Below are 16,157 nucleotides of genomic sequence, written 5' to 3'. Positions count from 1 at the left end.
TCTGGACTATCGGAACATGGCGTGGAATTACAATGCTGCCAAAAGCCAAAAGCCAATAGCCATTCTTCCTTCGTGCCCTTTGTGGATCAAATTGTCAACGTTTTATGCTGTTTGTACGCTTGCCGATCCCCGATCCCCAACAACCGAAGCCCAAGGCCCGAAAAAAACCTTGCCTTTTGCATGCTGCTTCTGTATAATTTTCATATCGGTTTCACGCTGTCCGCCCTTCCTCGGGAATCCTCTTTTGGCAAAAGGACGACTCATTATGGACGAGCAAACACAACCGGGCATGGATCAATCTGATGTGCTTCCCAGCACAGGATTGAACGCGACCCCACAGGCCGATTATTCTGGCGATGATGATCGTGCCCTGCTGGAGGAGTATCTCCGTGATCCAGCCCACGATTATCGCAATCTCAAGTATGGTGATTCGGTCGATGGCACGATTGTTCGCGTTGATCGCGACGAGGTGTTGGTCGATATTGGCTCCAAGTCGGAAGGCGTGGTGCCAGGCCGCGAGATGACCAGTCTGTCGTCGGAAGAACGCGCCGAACTCAAGGTTGGCGATGTCTTGCTTGTTACAGTCGTTCAAACCGAAGACGCTGAAGGGCGTATCGTGTTGTCGATAGATAAAGCACGCCAAGAAAAGAGTTGGCGAGCCTTGCAAGTCAACCATGAGGCTGGCGATGTGATTCACGCCGCCGTGACCAACTATAACAAGGGTGGTCTGTTGGTTAATTTAAGTGGGGTGCGTGGCTTTGTGCCATCATCACAGGTCAGCAGCGTCAGCCGTGGCTCCGATGTCCAAAAACAATCGGATATGGCAAAACTGGTCGGCCAAACCTTGCCACTGAAAATTATCGAAATCAATCGTTCGCGCAATCGGCTGATTCTATCCGAGCGCCAAGCCGTCCAAGAGGTTCGCGATTCGCGCAAGGATCAACTGCTTGAAAAACTGGAACCAGGCGCAGTTCGCACTGGCCGCGTAACCAGTTTGTGCGATTTCGGCGCGTTTGTCGATATTGGCGGAGCAGACGGTTTGGTTCACCTTTCCGAGCTTTCTTGGAGCCGCGTCAAACATCCCGAGGAAGTGCTGAAAGTTGGCGATGCAGTCAGCGTCTATATTTTAAGCGTCGATGAAGATAAAAAACGCATCGCGCTGAGTATCAAGCGCACCCAAGCTGAGCCTTGGACAACCGTTACCGACCGCTACCAAATTGGCCAAAGCGTTTCAGGGGTTGTTACTCAATTGACCGCCTTTGGCGCGTTTGTCCGGCTTGAAGATGGCATCGAAGGTCTGATCCACATCTCAGAAATGAGTGATGAACGGATTCAGCACCCACGCGATGTGATTAATGAAGGCGATAGCGTTTCAGCCCGCATTATTCGGATCGACCCAACGCGCAAGCGGATTGGCTTGAGTACCCGCAGTGGCAGCGCTGAAGCAACCGCTGAAGCAACTGCTGAAACAGCAACCGAAGAACCAAGCGCTGCAGCCGAAGACGAAGAATAACGGAATGGGAGCGGAGAAGGTGCTGGGTCTGTGAAAACCCTGCTGGTTCCCCTGCTGCAACGGTCATGTCCGTTTCAAGCAAAACGCTAACTCAAACGGGCATGACTGATCTGAAGATAGTGATACAATTAATGCACGACGCTTCCGATGCGGCACACCCATTGCCAAAGAATGAAGCCGAGATGCTGCCCCAGTTTCGAGAGCATTTCCGACCAGCAATGTCCGCCTATCGGCACTCAGCAGCATCGACTATTTGTCATAGATAACACGCCGAGGCCCAATCTTACTCATCCTAAGGTTGCCTCGCTTTGGAGCAAACATATGGGTGCATACGACAAAATGAGCCGCCGCGCTAAGCAAGTGATGAGCTTTGCCCAAGAAGAGGCGCGAGCGTTTAATCATCCTTACATCGGCACCGAGCATTTATTGCTGGGCTTGATTTTGGAAGGTGAAGGGGTCGCCGCTCGTGTGTTGGCTGAACTTGGTGTGACCATCACAAAAGCCCGCAATGCTGTTGAATTTATTGTTGGCCACGGCGATGGTCCACGCTCGACTGCCGAGATTGATTTAACCGCCCGCGCCAAAAAAGTTTTTGAGTATGCAATCGATGAAGCTCGCAAACTCAACCATACCTATATCAGCACCGAACATATTTTGCTGGGTTTGGTGCGCAATGCCGAAGGTGTTGCAACGGGTGTGCTCGAAATTATGAATGTTGGGCTGGATCAGGTTCGCACCCAAGTGATGCGCATGATGCGTCAAGGGGTTGGCGGCAGCAGCACGCCTAGCCCAAGCGCTGGGGGCGAACGCCAAGCCAAACAAAGCAAAACGCCCTATCTCGATGCGCTTTCAACCGATTTGACCGAGTTGGCCGAAGCTGGCCGACTTGATCCAGTGGTTGGTCGCAAAGATGAAATTGAGCGCGTGATTCAGATTTTGTCACGCCGCACCAAAAATAATCCGGCCCTGATTGGCGAGCCTGGGGTTGGTAAAACTGCGATCGCTGAGGGTTTGGCGCAACGAATTGTCGCTGATGATGTTCCAGATTCACTCAAAGGCAAGCGTTTGGTAACGCTTGATATGGGGGCTTTGGTGGCTGGAACCAAATATCGCGGCCAATTCGAGGAACGCCTCAAACGGGTCGTTGACGAAATTAAAGAAAGCCGTTGTATTTTATTTATCGATGAATTCCACACGATTATTGGCGCTGGTGGAGCCGAAGGCACACTCGATGCCGCCAATATTTTGAAACCAGCCCTTTCACGCGGCGAATTGCAATGTATTGGCGCAACGACGCTTGATGAGTTCCGCAAATATATCGAAAAAGATGCAGCACTCGAACGGCGTTTTCAACCAGTGATGGTCGATGAACCAACCATTGAAGAAACGATCGAGATTTTGCGCGGCATCAAAACTCGCTACGAAGATTTCCATCAATTGCAAATTGAGGACGAAGCGATTACTGCCGCTGCCGTGCTAAGTGCTCGCTATGTGCCCGATCGTTTCTTGCCTGATAAAGCGATTGACTTGATCGACGAAGCCTCCTCGCGGGTGCGCATGTATCGCTCAGCCACGCCATCGGCCTTACGCGATGCCTTGCGTGGGCTTGATGCGATTCGCAAAGAAAAAGATGCAGCCTTGGAAGAAGGCCAATTCGAAGTCGTGCAAGATCTACGGGTTCGCGAAGAGCGTATGCTCCAGCGCATCACCGATCTTGAAGACGAAGAAGAAAAGACCCGTGGCTCGGAGCAACGCAAAGGCAAGCCGTATGTAACCCAAGAAGATATTGCCGAAGTTGTGGCAATGTGGACAGGGATTCCCGTCATGCGCTTGGCCAGCGAAGAAACCGAACGACTCATGAAGATGGAAGACTATTTGCATGAGCGGGTAATCGGCCAAGAGGAACCAATTTCGACGATTGCTCGGGCTGTGCGGCGTGCCCGCGCTGGCCTGAAAGATCCTAAGCGCCCAATTGGCTCGTTCATTTTCTTGGGCCCAACTGGGGTTGGTAAAACCTTGCTGGCCAAGGCCTTGGCTGAGTTTATGTTTGGCTCAGAAGATGCCTTGATCAAAATCGATATGTCGGAGTTCCAAGAGCGTTTCAATACCTCGCGCTTGGTTGGCTCGCCTCCAGGTTATGTTGGCTATGGTGAGGGCGGTCAATTGACTGACGCTGTACGCCGTCGCCCCTATAGCGTGGTGCTGTTCGACGAAATCGAAAAAGCTCACCCCGATACCTTCAACTTGTTGTTGCAAGTGTTGGAAGATGGCAACTTGACCGATGGCAAGGGCCGACGCGTCGATTTCCGCAATACCGTGATTATCATGACTTCGAATGTTGGCACCGAACAAATTCGGCGTGGTTCGCGGATTGGCTTCGGTGGCAATCGCAACACGATCGATGTTGAGGATACCCGCAAGAAGGTTGATGATGAACTGAAGCGCATGTTCCGACCAGAGTTTCTCAACCGGATCGATGGAACAATCATTTTCCATCCATTGACCGATATCGAGATTCGCAACATTGCCCGCTTGGAAGTCAATCGCGTGCGCAAGCAATTGGTCGATCATCAAATTGATCTGTTGGTAACTGATGAAACCCTTGATCTGTTGGCCAAACGTGGTTACGATCCAACCTACGGCGCTCGTCCATTGCGCCGCGTCATCACCAATATGATCGAAGATGGCTTGGCTGAAGGCTTGCTACAAGGTCGCTTCAAAGACGGCGATAAGATTCATATCGAGCTTGAGGATAACGAAGTGGTGTTACGTTCAGAGCGTGAAGCTGCCGAGTTGGAAAATCCCAGTGTCGAGCCTGAAGCCGAATTAGTCTAAACCTCAAAAAAACGCCCTGATCGCAATGATCAGGGCGTTTTTGCATTTCCTCGCCAATTGTTGTTATTGGGCGACTGCGGTAGCAACCAAATCCAAGGTCAACAAAACTTCATCTTCGGCCTTGAGCATGCCACCGATGTCAGGAGCATCAACGTTAAAGCTGCTCATATTGAATTTGGTGGTAGCCTTGCCGGTCAAGGTATCGCCATTCAAGGTTGCAGTGACATCGAAGGTCAATGGGTTGGTTGTATCGTGAATCGTCATATCGCCAGTGATTTGGAAACTGAATTCAACGCCTTCTTTGAGATCGCTGGGCAAATTGCTAATGACCCCGTTCTTGAAAACAGCATTAGGATATTTCGACGATTCGAGCCATTCGCGGCGAATCGCATTATCACGGCGTTCGCTATCTGATTGCAATTGGCTGATATCAACCACAATTTCGCCAACTTGTGAGTTGGCTGGAGTTGCAGTATCGATCAACAGCTCGCCAGCGATCGCTTTGGTCACGCCAACTGCATCAACGATTTTGTTATCTTGCAAGAAGGTTTCGCGCACTTGGTAGCTAGCACTTGATTGACTGGCATCAATGCGATAGATTTTTGCACCAGCAGCGGCTGGTTGTGAAGCATCTGTAGTTGGTTCGGTGCCAGTCGTGGCAGTAGCAGCAGCAGTGTTATCACTGGCGGTGGTGGCAGTGGCTGGAGCAGCCGCAGTCGTCGGAGCCGTCGTTGGCAAGACCAAGGTTGCAGCCACTGGCGTGCTCGTAGATACTTCTACATCTGATGTGAGCCATAAGGTATAGGCAATTGCGCCAATCACAGCGATGGCGATAACACCACCAATAATTAAACCAAATTTCTTCATTGAACAATCCTTTCATGAGTTTAAAATGATGCAACAACTCGATCTTTTGTGGGAAACTGGCGATGCAGCCCAAGCCTTACAACAACGTTTTGGCTGGGATGCGGCCAGTGCCAGCGCGTGGGTGTCCGCACTGCTCCACGAGCACTATGGCCTCGACGATATCCAAATTGTGCGTTGGAGCATTAGTGCTGGCAATGCAATAATTTGGCTCAAGCACGATCAGGAGTGTTGGATTTTCAAAATAAGTGCTGATCGTGACCGCCATAGGCAAATCGAACAAAGTGTTGAGCTTCAACACTGGCTTTCAGTACAACAAATGTCTGTCCCGTTGATCGTCCCAACCACGGCTGAGCAACGGGTGCTTAAGATTAACGAACGATGTGTATATCTCCAACGGTGGCTTGATGGAACACCTCCTAACCCTGATTCTAGCCAGCAGTTATGGAGAATTGGTGAAGAAACTGCCAAGCTTCAGCGAATATTGAGTGCTTACCCACAGGCTGGGCAACTTCCACAGGTGCTTTTGCCGCTCGAACAGGTGTGTATGGGCTTGGCAGCATGGCTTGGCAATACTGCGGATGCTGCGCCGTTGCAACAAGAATTGGCGCAACTTGCCCAACAAGGGCTAGAGCATCTGCCAAGTGGTGTTTGCCATAACGATATTCGAGCCGCCAATCTACTTTTCAATGGCGATCAATTGCAAGCTGTACTGGATTTTGAAGAAGTTGGTTGGCGCTGCTTGGTGCTTGAGTTGGCCTGGACGGCAGTTCATGGCCTGACCATGTATCGTAATTGGCAACCCTGCACGGCATCCCAACAACAGGCGATTATCGCTGGCTATCAATCAATTCGGCCATTGACCGAAGCCGAGTTGGCGATTTTACCAAGTTTGTGCCGTTTACAAAGCCTTTACTTGTTATGTTCGCAGGGGGCAACGGCGGCGGATGCAATACAACGGTTAAAGGAAATTAACTTTCATTCAATATCCCCCCTAAATCACCCCTAAAACCCCAGTATGTGGGATGGTGTTTTATAGTACTTGATGTATACTAAAGTCAAACCTTCTCCTCTCTCTTCTCTCCCACAAGCGGCTCCATTATGCGAGCCGTTTGTGGTTTTAGGCATTTTCTTCACTCTGTAAAATCAGCGTGCTATAATCGCATAGAGGCAATGTCGCCTTTTTGCAATACGAAGGAGCACACTTGTGGATTATGGCTTTGCAACCCGCGCGATTCATGCAGGGCAAGACCCTGAATCAGTAACTGGCGCTGTGATTGTGCCAATTTATCAAACTTCGACCTATGCCCAACGCGGAGTTGGCGATCATACTGGCTATGAATATTCACGTACCGATAATCCAACCCGCACTGCCTTGCAAACGTGTTTAGCCGCTCTGGAAGAGGCCAAACATGCCTTGGTGTTTGCTTCGGGATTGGGGGCTTCAACCACCTTGATGCTTATGCTTAAGGCTGGCGATCATGTGATTTGTGGCGATGATGTTTATGGTGGCACCTATCGGCTGTTCCAACGGGTGATGACTGAGCATGGCCTGAGCTTTGATTTTGTCGATATGGCTGATCCTGAGGCGGTTCGAGCGGCAATCAAGCCTAATACTCGCTTGATTTGGCTGGAAACCCCAACCAACCCGCTATTAAAGCTCGCGCCGATTGCTGCTATTACCAAAGTTGCCCGTGAACATGGCATTTGGACGATTGTTGATAACACCTTTGCTTCGCCCTACAACCAACGCCCAATTACCTTAGGTGCGGATATGGTGCTGCACAGCACAACCAAATATATCGGCGGCCATAGCGATGTGGTTGGCGGGGCGATTATGACCTCGAACGATGAGCTGTATGAAAAATTGAAGTTCTTGCAAAATGCCGCTGGCGCTGTACCAGGCCCATTCGATTGCTGGTTGGTCTTGCGCGGAGTCAAAACTCTGAGCATTCGCATGCGCGAGCACGAACGCAACGCTTTGGCAATTGCTCAATTCCTAACCGAGCATCCAGCAGTTGAAAAAGTGATTTATCCAGGCTTGCCGTCGCATCCTCAGCACAACTTGGCGCGTGAGCAAATGCGCGGCTTTGGCGGGATGATCTCAATCTTGCTGAAGGGCGGGGCGGAAGTTGCTAACGCCATGGTCAGCAAAACCAAGCTCTTTACCTTAGCTGAAAGCTTGGGCGGGATTGAATCGCTGATTGAAGTGCCAGCTGGCATGACCCATATGAGCGTTGCTGGCTCGAAACTTGAAGTACCCGCCAATTTAGTGCGGCTTTCGGTTGGAATCGAAGATATTAATGATTTATTGCGCGACCTTGAGCAAGCACTTGCGTAGTACTTATGGTTAAGCCGCTATAGCCATGGCTTGGATTAGGCTATGGCTGTCTCGCTCGCTAATCCAAGCTCGGTTCTTTCTTGTTGGAGGTTGGCTATGAAACAACGTCGCTGGGGCATACTTATGCTCTGGGTGCTCAGTTTAATGCTGTTTGCTGCGCCTAGTTTTGCCCAAGATGCGCGGGTGGTGATCGATAATAATGGGGTTGATGTTGATGAAAGTCGGATCAATACGGCGGCTCGTCAATTAACCGATAAAGGCGCGTTGGTGGTGGTGGTACTCACTGATAGCACCAATGGTCAAACTGAAACTGCCTATTTGGATAGCCGCCTGAAATCGCTTGGGATTGGCAATAGCTCAAAAGCTGGCGATCGCCCAAGCAATGTCTTGATCTATTATGTTTCATTCGACCCACGCTATAGCTCGATTTTGCCAGGTATCGACTACAATCAAGCTTTGACCACTGGCAATCAATCGGATTCGATTCGTAATAATCAACTGAATGCTGGACTAAAGGTCAACGACCCCACTCGTGGTTTGGTTGATGCCATGACTGCAACTGCGCGAGTGATTAATGATCCAGCTGGAGCCGCTTCGAGCAGCTCACAAAGCAGCAGTAGCAGCAGCGGGCTTGGCTCAAGCTTAGTTTGGGTGATTGTGATTATCGCCTTAGTCGCGATTGGCTTTTTTGTGGTGCCTGGCCTGCTCAAGCGCCGTTCTAACCAAGCCGCCGATTTAGGTGCACAAGCCAATACTCGTGCTCGCTTTGACCAAGCCAAACGCAATGCTGGGGTTGGAATTGCCGACCTTGGTCAGGCAATGCGCGATGCTGCTGAAAAACAGCGTTTCGATAAAATTAGCTATCCATCAACCCAAGCCAACGAATTAGAACGACGGCATCGGGCGGTTGAAAGTAGCTTTACCCAGCTCAAAGTGCAGTTTGACGATATTAACGATCGAATCGGCGATTTGCCAAGTCCATCGGTGACCGATTTAGAGGGCGCGGCTGGTGGCTACGATGGCATTACCAACCAAGTACGCCAAATTACCAGCGAATTGCAAGCAATGGATGCTTTGCGCAAGGAGCTTGATACGATCAATGCTCAAGCGCCAGGCGAGGTTGACCGCGCAAAAAAATGGTAACCGACGCTGCCGACTTGTTGCAACGAATCGGTGGACAACAGGCGCAAGCCCAAGTTGCCACAATTCAACAACAAGTGGCGCAGGCCGCCGCAGCCTTAGCATCACAACATGCTAACGATGCGCGGCAATCTGCAAGTGCAGCGTCGGAACAATTGATCAAACTTCAGCCATTGCTTGATCGGCTAAAAAGCGCCGAAGCCCAACTCAATGCCGCCGAAGACAGTTTGGCTGGGTTAAGCGGCAAACGCGCTAGTGGCGTGAAACAGTTGGTTGCCGAAGGTCAGCAAGTTTTGCAAAATGCTGCGGTTCAAATTAACGAAACTGATGCCAGTGATTTGGTCGATGAGGCTGAGCGAATTGCCCAACGCGCCTATAAACTTGGCCCAGATTTCGCTAACACTCAGCAATCGTTCAACCAACGCCTCGAAGCGGTTAATGCCCGTGGCTTGGAATTGAACAATCGCCTCGAAGCTAGCCGCAACGAGTTTAGCGAAGTCAATCAATATGCTCCCGAATCGTGGAGTGATATTCGCGGCAATGGCAGCGAGGCAGCTTCAGCTGTGGCTCAAGCCCACCAACTTTGGCAAACTGCCCAAGCCAAAATTGCCCCCGATCAAGATGATTGGGCTGGTGGTTTGGAAGATTTGGAAACTGCCGAAGGTCGCTTGGTCTATGCAGATACCTTGTTGAGCGCGATTAGCCAGCGCTTGGCCGATTTACGCGAAGCCCAAAAAAGCGCAACCCATCAAATTGAAGATGCCAAGCGCGATATTAAGCTTGGTTGGGGCTATGTGCGTAACAACGATGCCGATGTTGGCAAAGTGCCCGAAAAAGCCTTGAATCAAGCCGAAGCCTTGATTCAAAACGTTGAAAGCCAATTGGCGCGTGAAAAACCCAATTGGATCAGCGTCTTGCAACAGGTTACTCAAGCTCGCCAATATGCCGACCAAGCTTTGGCTGGCGCTCGTTCTGAAGTTGAAACAATGAACGCCAAGCGTGCTCAAGCCAAAGATTTGGCCAAAGCAGCCCAAGCTGAGCTAGGCAAGTTGCAAAATTTTGCTCAATTGCACCCAGTTGAGGCCACGCCTGAGCATCGTAAAAAAATCGATAGCTTGGGTCGCACGCTGAGCGAAGCCGATACCTCGTTGCTTTCTGCCGATCGCAATGAAGAAGAAGCCCGCGCTGGAGCGTTGGATGCGGCAATTGCTGGCTATAACACGGTTATTAGCCAAGCAGCTCCGTTGTATAGCGCCATGTACGAAACCTTCCAATCGCTGGAAGTCTTGCGGCGCGAAGCTTCAGAGGCGTTTCAAGTTGCCCAACAATCACTCAACAATGCCAATCAGTGGTATAACCAATATGGTCATGTGCTGCCAGCTAACTCGAATGGGCGCAGTTTGCTGACCCAAGCCCAACAAACGCTGCGGCAATATAACCCCAATGCCAATGCTGAGGAACTTAAAAAGATTGCGGCAAGTGCCCGTGAAGCCAATGGTTATGCCCATCAAGCAGCCCAAATTATTCAAGGTGCTGCCCAAACCTACCAACAAAGCCATCCCCAACAGTATGGCGGCCAATATCCAAGTGGCCAATATTCGGGCCAGCGCCGCGATCGCGATAACGATTTTGGCGATTTGCTGACGGGGATGTTTATCGGCTCTATGATGAATAGTGGCGGTAATCATCACCATGGTGGCGGTTGGGGCAGTGGTGGCGGTGGCGGCTGGAGCGGCGGCGGTAGCTCCAATAGCTCTAGCAGCGACTCCGGTGATTCTGGTGGCGGCTGGGGCGGCATGTTCAGCGGCGGTTCCGGCGATTCCGGCGGCGATTGGGGCGGCGATAGCAGCTCCGGCGATTCCGGTGGTAGCTGGTAGATACTTCAAGAGTGCTGCACTCAATTATTGAGTGCAGCGCTTTTTGCTATGAGAATAAGGCTCGCAGATATACAAAAGCCACAAAAAGGATTGGTATGAGCGGTAGCCCGATGGTAAACCAGCGCATAAATGCTAAAGTGCGGGTAAAGTTCATTAAGCTATACAACAATAAGAGCGCCGCCAACCAACTGCTCCCCGAGAGCGCCATCCATGAAATACCACGACAGATTGCTTCGCGATCAACTCCACAGGCTCCACCAAAAATCAACACTACCAGCATGATAGAGAAACTGGTATTCAGTATATTGAGAATAACCGAAAATCTCCATTCAAATTTGGGCTTTTTGGGGTTGTTTGGCACATGATAGTCAGGTTGGGCCATAAATATCCTTTTTAATTTCAATAATTAACTGCATTTATCCCAAAAATGGTGCAATATAAATCCCAAGCATTGGCAACAGTGGTAAGCCAAGCGTGATCCAGCGCAGTCGTTTCGGGGTTTGATTAAACCGATAAATTCCAATCAACAAGAGGATCATTGAGCTAAGCAAGCTGGGGATGAATAACCCCATAAAACTAAAAACATTGCATTCGCTGCGGCTACAGTTAAGCATCACAATAATCGCATAGCCAAATAGCCCAACACTGGCGAGATTGAAAAAGCACAACAGTTTTATGCCAAATGTACTACGTGGCTGGTTGTTGGGCACATGATAATTTGGCTCTTGCATCTTAAACGCTCAATTATAAAAAAATCAGCGTAAGTTTACCTTAAATTGGGCTTAGGGTAAGCCGAAAGCGTGGGTTGAAGCATACCCTCTCCTATTCGATCGAGTCGAGTTGATCTAAAAATAATGGTAAGAATAATAGCATCAATAAACTCATCAGCCAATTAGGGTAGCGAATAAAAATATAGAAGTAAAACAGCTGGGTTTCGCGACCGAAAAACAAGCCAATATATTCGCTCAGCGAGTAGTTAGCCGCGAAAAATGGATACCAACTGAGGCAGTGTAAACTACTTAATATGATTGGCGTTATCAGCCATAAGCCGAGATTGCCGATAAAATTTGCCGCAAACCATTTACGCCAATTGTAGATGATTATTGCCACAATTGGGCTGCCAATTAACCCCATGAAGAAACCATAAATGAGGCCAATGATTGCTGCCACCAAACCAACAAAAATATCAAATCCTACACCAAGCCCAAACCCATAGATACCGCCAATAATCGTGCCTAAGCGGATGCCATAGCCAAAACAATCATCGATCAATTGATCAAGGCTGGGTTTAGGAACATCACTCTGTTGACGATTCATCTGAGATACTCCCGATTAAAGCCGATGTTTCGCTTAAACGGAAGTATCTCGCGGCCATGTTACAGTGCTTTTACAAGCCATAGCTTATGGAGTTTGACTTTTTTCAAGGATGATTGGTAGCCCGATCACCAGCGTGACGATAATGATCAAACTAGGCCATGTTACAAACCGACTCAATTGATTGGATACAGTTACGTTTGCCAAAAGTTGATAGAAATATTCACTCAAGTTAGCTTGCTGAGAAAGTAGGCTATAGCCGACCAAGCTATAGATTGAAACAATACTCAAGGGGGCAAACCAATACAGATGGTATAAGCCTAGATTGTGGGTCTGAAACAATTGCTGCCAACAATAAATCACGATTGCTAAGATCATGCTCCCAACAACTCCAACGATGCCACCAATAATCCCAGCCACAAGCAGACCATAGATTGCGGTGAAATAATAGCCATAGATTGCACCAATCGAAACACCCAGCCCAGGCCCACGTTGAATACATGCATCAAAAATGCTTGCGAATGATGATTGAATGTTGGGGTTGTTGGGAACGTGATACATAGCTCAGACTCCTTAGTGAACTGAAAATCTTCGCTCGCAAGTAGTATCGCCAAGCCTTGTTACACCAGCGTTACAACAGTGATTTGTGCCGCTGGATGGCTAAATTTGCAAAATCAAAAGAGCTGTGCTATACTTTCAAACGTTGCTGAAACGCAACGCAAACTCAACGCGACTCCGTAGCTCAGTGGATAGAGCGTTTCCCTGCGGAGGAAAAGGTCGGGCGTTCGACTCGCCCCGGAGTCGCCACTTCTTTACAATCAAAACCCCACTAGGGAAGGTGGCAGAGTCCGGTTGAATGTACCGCCCTCGAAATGCGGCAAGGTGTAAAAACCTTCGTGGGTTCGAATCCCACCCTTCCCGCCACCAACATGGCAGCACTCGAAAGTGCTTTTTTTATTTAATGCAGGCTGTATTTCAAAATGCGACTCCGTAGCTCAGTGGATAGAGCGTTTCCCTGCGGAGGAAAAGGTCGGGCGTTCGACTCGCCCCGGAGTCGCCACACTTAAACAAAGCACCCTAGGGTGTTTTTTTGTTTAACTGGCTTTGCGCCATAAACGCCAACCATTGCTAGCCAATACCAAAAAGATTGCATATAGCAGCGCGACCAAGAGTGTGCCCTTAACGCTATACAGCCAAATCGCAATCACATCGACCGTAATCCAATAATACCAACATTCGATTCGGCGTTGGGCCATCAAAATCGTCGCCGTAAAGCTCATCACGGTGGTCAACGAATCGATCAAAACATAGGTTGCGGGTGCAGGAAAATAGGCAGGCAGCCATTGATCAAGATTGCCAATAATAAACGCTAAAATCAGCGTGCCAACCACAGTAATACCCAAGGCCAGCAGATTATAGTTGCGCGAACTGTAACGCGGTTTGGCGGCTTGCTCTTTCGGCTTCGACCAATGCCACCAGCCGTAAATGCCAGTAAAAAAGTAGTAAACTTGCTCAAACGTGTCGGCATAGAGTTGAATTTGGTAGAACAACACGAAGAAGAGCACTACGCCGATTAAGCCAATTGGCCAATTGCTGATGCGCCCACGCCCAACCAGCCACACCGACCACAAATTGAAGATCGTACCAGCTAATTCGAGATAGCTCATGGGGTAGCCAAAGAGCGTAAAGGCAATCGTATTAATATCGAAGAAACTCGCAAGATCCATAAAACACCTCAGGCTGGGTTGGCAAGCAGATTGTGATAAAGCTGATGGCGTTGTAATAAGCTTTGCACTTGGGCGATGCGCTGCTCAAGCGGGCCGCTAATTAAATAATAGGGTTGGCGACGTTGCTGCAATTGGGCGAAAAGTTGTTTTTGAAAGATCGTGCGCTGAACTTCGCCCGAGCGATCCCATGTATCGTCGTAGGGAATATCGCTATCGCAAACCAATACCAAATCGTAGCGCTGTTGGGCTTGGTCGGCCAGTTGGGCCAAACGTGGCTCCGCCCTGCCATGATAGCTCAGCGCAAAATGGTAGGTGGTTAAGGCATTGGTATCCACAAAAAGATAACGGTTGCTTTCCAGCAGGCGCTGTTCTTCGCGCTCACGATGGCCCTCGGCAATTTCGACCAATTGCTGGGGCGTGAGCCGCCGATTGCTCTGATGTTGCTCCCAATATTCACGGCCATATTCGGGCATCCATTGGGTGTTAAATGTTTCGGCCAGCGTGGCGGTGAGGGTGGTTTTGCCAGTTGAGGGCGCACCAAGCAGCACGATTTTCATAATCAAATCGCGGTAAACTCGGGGATGTAAAAACTCACGATAGCGATAGGGATCGCTGCGAATTTGGGTGGCCGAGATCGGCACTTGGTTGCGCGGTGGATCAACTTGGCGATTGATTGCGCCCAGCGCTTGGCTCATATGCTCACCATAAAATTCGCTCGAATAAAAATGGCTGATATTGCTAATGCCAAGCTGCTGGATTACATAATCTTCGTGGAGTTGCTGAATCTCGCGGGTATTGCCAATTACGCTTGGCCCATCCCACGCCTCAATCACTTGGGCTTGGGGGTAAAGCTCACGCAGCCAAGCGCTTCGAACTGGCAATGGCACGCTGGTTTGCTCGGGGCTATCGTAAATGATAATTTGCAACTCAGCCACTTCGCTGAGCGCTGTTTCAATCATCAGTTGATGGCCTTTGTGCAAGGGGGCAAATTTGCCGAGGGTCAAACCACGCATAGATGTTCCTAAACTTCAGGCTGAGTAAATTCGCTATCAATTGTTTGATCATTGTTTGATTGATGCACATGCAGCACGATTGTATTGCTCTTGTTGCTATCAAGTGCTTGCAATACCCGCAAATTCATCAAGGCTGGGTTGCGCTCAAGCATGCGAGCAGCATTGGCTAAACTGCGTAGAACTGCTTGCTCACCACGCGCTTGTTCAAGTGCAGCGGCAGTTTCGCGTTGGACTTTGGCTTGTTGCAAGGCAGCCCGTTTCAACTCGGCAGGCAAACTAAAATCTTTGATTTGAATTGTTTGAATGCTTGCGCCCAGTTCGTTGGCCTTGGGTTGTACCAGCGCCAAAATTTGCGGAGCAATCATGCTGCGATCAGCCAAGAGTTGATCGAGGGTATAGCCAGCGATCACCTCGCGCAAGGCCACCTGTAACTCATTATAAACAACTGTTTGGGCACTGATATGGCTATGCGTCCAACGATCAGGCTGGTCGATTTGGAAATTAGCCAGCAAATTGAGCTTAACACTGATCAAATCGGCGCTGAACATTTCTTGGCCGCTCAAACTAAGTGAACTTGGCCGCACATCGATCTTGGAGATCTGATAAGCATTACGTAGAAAGCGGTATTTGCCAGGCTCAAGCACCCGTTGAAACTTGCCATGTTTATAAAGCAAGCCACGTTCATGCTCATAAATTATGCTAGCTGGAAAGAAACGGATTGCAGTGATCGTGATAATAATTAATAGCAGAATGATTAAACCCAAAACATCATCACCCATACGATCTACCTCTCAAAAATGATGTTACACGCCGCCCCACATACCACAATCGGCGGAAAGCCCGTAGCTTTGCAGAGCCTTTTGCGGGTACAATAGTGGATAAGCGTGTAACGGGTCAGGAATCGAACCTGCTGTTCCAAAGTGATAAGCCAGAGTGGCAATTGCTTGGCTGCTACGCGACCAACAAGCCTAAGCTCATCAGCCTAAGCATAACAAAGAGTTGAGCATAAAAAAAGCCCCAATCTACCGAGGTAGACTAGGGCTTGCGATGGATTATTGGTCAGGCGTTGGCTTATTGCAGAGTTACATCGTCCACGAAGAACGAGGTGGTCAAGCTGCTATCGGTAGTGCCAACGAATTGGACACGCACGGTTTGGCCAGCGTAGGCTGAGAGGCTAATCGTGTCAAGCGTCCAAGTGTTCTTGGTGCTCGCGTTGCTCCAGGTGCGCAAGGTGGTGATCAAGCTGCCGCTGCTGTTGTAGAGGCGAACATACAAGCGGTCGTAGACAGTGCTGCCACTTTCTTGGGTGCTCATGTACCAGTAGTAGCGCAACACACCATTTGATGGAACCGTCACGCTTTGATAGATGTTATCGGTGCCGCTGTTGTAGCCACCCAAGAAGGCGCTATACGAGCCGCTGCGTGGGCGAGTGGTTGAGATGATATTGCTTGGTGATTGAACCCAGCTAGCGCTGCTTTCGAAGCCACCATTTTGCAAGCTACCACCTGGCACTGGCGTGCTGGTTGGCACTGG

At 49.6% G+C, this 16,157-nt stretch carries 15 protein-coding genes and 3 tRNA genes; 9 read left to right on the top strand and 9 right to left on the bottom strand.

The features are described from left to right. Positions 1-265: 265 nt before the first annotated feature. Both rpsA and DEF47_RS12710 read left to right on the top strand, forming a co-directional pair. Positions 266-1,513 carry a 30S ribosomal protein S1 gene (gene rpsA / locus DEF47_RS12715; RefSeq protein ID WP_012188061.1) on the top strand — a complete coding sequence of 416 codons (1,248 nt, stop codon included), beginning with the start codon at positions 266-268 and terminating at the stop codon, positions 1,511-1,513. Positions 1,514-1,834: 321 nt separating this feature from the next. Beyond that, entirely contained in the window at positions 1,835-4,348 is a 2,514-nt protein-coding gene (locus DEF47_RS12710) for an ATP-dependent Clp protease ATP-binding subunit (RefSeq protein WP_012188062.1), read from the top strand. A 63-nt stretch (positions 4,349-4,411) separates the two neighbouring features. On the opposite strand, the gene DEF47_RS12705 is transcribed toward DEF47_RS12710, so the two are convergent. Further along, on the bottom strand, positions 4,412-5,215 hold the full coding sequence (locus DEF47_RS12705; RefSeq protein ID WP_012188063.1) for a YceI family protein: 804 nt from the start codon (positions 5,213-5,215) through the stop codon (positions 4,412-4,414). Positions 5,216-5,240: 25 nt separating this feature from the next. Here DEF47_RS12705 and DEF47_RS12700 point away from each other — a divergent pair, with 25 nt between their 5' ends. From DEF47_RS12700 to DEF47_RS12685, 4 genes are all read left to right on the top strand, one after another. After that, complete coding sequence (locus DEF47_RS12700) at positions 5,241-6,221, top strand: phosphotransferase enzyme family protein (RefSeq protein WP_041303906.1); 981 nt, start codon at positions 5,241-5,243, stop codon at positions 6,219-6,221. A 198-nt stretch (positions 6,222-6,419) separates the two neighbouring features. After that, positions 6,420-7,553, top strand: a complete 1,134-nt coding sequence (locus DEF47_RS12695; RefSeq protein ID WP_012188065.1) for a cystathionine gamma-synthase — start codon at positions 6,420-6,422, stop codon at positions 7,551-7,553. Positions 7,554-7,649: 96 nt separating this feature from the next. Beyond that, on the top strand, positions 7,650-8,696 hold the full coding sequence (locus DEF47_RS12690; RefSeq protein WP_041303910.1) for a TPM domain-containing protein: 1,047 nt from the start codon (positions 7,650-7,652) through the stop codon (positions 8,694-8,696). Further along, positions 8,690-10,570 (top strand): coiled-coil domain-containing protein, encoded by a 1,881-nt coding sequence (locus DEF47_RS12685; RefSeq protein ID WP_041303912.1) that lies wholly within the window; start codon positions 8,690-8,692, stop codon positions 10,568-10,570. Before DEF47_RS12690 ends, DEF47_RS12685 begins: the two co-directional genes overlap by 7 nt. Positions 10,571-10,616: 46 nt before the next feature. Here DEF47_RS12685 and DEF47_RS12680 read toward each other — a convergent pair whose 3' ends face one another. From DEF47_RS12680 to DEF47_RS12665, 4 genes are all read right to left on the bottom strand, one after another. After that, positions 10,617-10,952: a hypothetical protein gene (locus tag DEF47_RS12680; protein WP_012188066.1), complete on the bottom strand. Its 336-nt coding sequence runs from the start codon at positions 10,950-10,952 to the stop codon at positions 10,617-10,619. 34 nt (positions 10,953-10,986) lie between these two features. Next, positions 10,987-11,301, bottom strand: coding sequence for a hypothetical protein (locus tag DEF47_RS12675; RefSeq protein ID WP_012188067.1), 315 nt, complete (start codon positions 11,299-11,301; stop codon positions 10,987-10,989). 91 nt (positions 11,302-11,392) lie between these two features. Further along, positions 11,393-11,887, bottom strand: coding sequence for a hypothetical protein (locus DEF47_RS12670; RefSeq protein WP_012188068.1), 495 nt, complete (start codon positions 11,885-11,887; stop codon positions 11,393-11,395). 84 nt (positions 11,888-11,971) lie between these two features. After that, a complete protein-coding gene (locus DEF47_RS12665; RefSeq protein WP_012188069.1) occupies positions 11,972-12,445 on the bottom strand; it encodes a hypothetical protein in 474 nt (157 codons plus the stop codon). A 170-nt stretch (positions 12,446-12,615) separates the two neighbouring features. On the opposite strand from DEF47_RS12665, the gene DEF47_RS12660 reads away from it, so the two are divergent. From DEF47_RS12660 to DEF47_RS12650, 3 genes are all read left to right on the top strand, one after another. Next, positions 12,616-12,691: transfer RNA gene (locus DEF47_RS12660), tRNA-Arg, on the top strand. A 25-nt stretch (positions 12,692-12,716) separates the two neighbouring features. Then, positions 12,717-12,808: transfer RNA gene (locus DEF47_RS12655), tRNA-Ser, on the top strand. A 60-nt stretch (positions 12,809-12,868) separates the two neighbouring features. Further along, positions 12,869-12,944: transfer RNA gene (locus DEF47_RS12650), tRNA-Arg, on the top strand. 34 nt (positions 12,945-12,978) lie between these two features. Here DEF47_RS12650 and pnuC read toward each other — a convergent pair. From pnuC to DEF47_RS12630, 4 genes are all read right to left on the bottom strand, one after another. Then, on the bottom strand, positions 12,979-13,611 hold the full coding sequence (pnuC, locus tag DEF47_RS12645) for a nicotinamide riboside transporter PnuC (RefSeq protein WP_012188070.1): 633 nt from the start codon (positions 13,609-13,611) through the stop codon (positions 12,979-12,981). Between the two features lie 8 nt (positions 13,612-13,619). After that, complete coding sequence (locus tag DEF47_RS12640; RefSeq protein WP_012188071.1) at positions 13,620-14,624, bottom strand: AAA family ATPase; 1,005 nt, start codon at positions 14,622-14,624, stop codon at positions 13,620-13,622. 8 nt (positions 14,625-14,632) lie between these two features. Then, the gene (locus DEF47_RS12635) at positions 14,633-15,403 is read right to left on the bottom strand and encodes a slipin family protein (RefSeq protein WP_012188072.1); all 771 of its coding nucleotides are present in this window, start codon (positions 15,401-15,403) and stop codon (positions 14,633-14,635) included. A gap of 292 nt (positions 15,404-15,695) precedes the next feature. Next, positions 15,696-16,157 (bottom strand): choice-of-anchor J domain-containing protein (locus DEF47_RS12630; protein WP_287045168.1); only part of this gene is annotated, 462 nt, incomplete at its 5' end.

This window comes from Herpetosiphon sp. (genome assembly GCF_003512625.1).
GTDB lineage: Bacteria > Chloroflexota > Chloroflexia > Chloroflexales > Herpetosiphonaceae > Herpetosiphon > Herpetosiphon aurantiacus.
The sequence above is the reverse complement of the archived record's forward strand: the minus strand, read 5'-3'. Positions and strand labels throughout refer to the sequence as shown.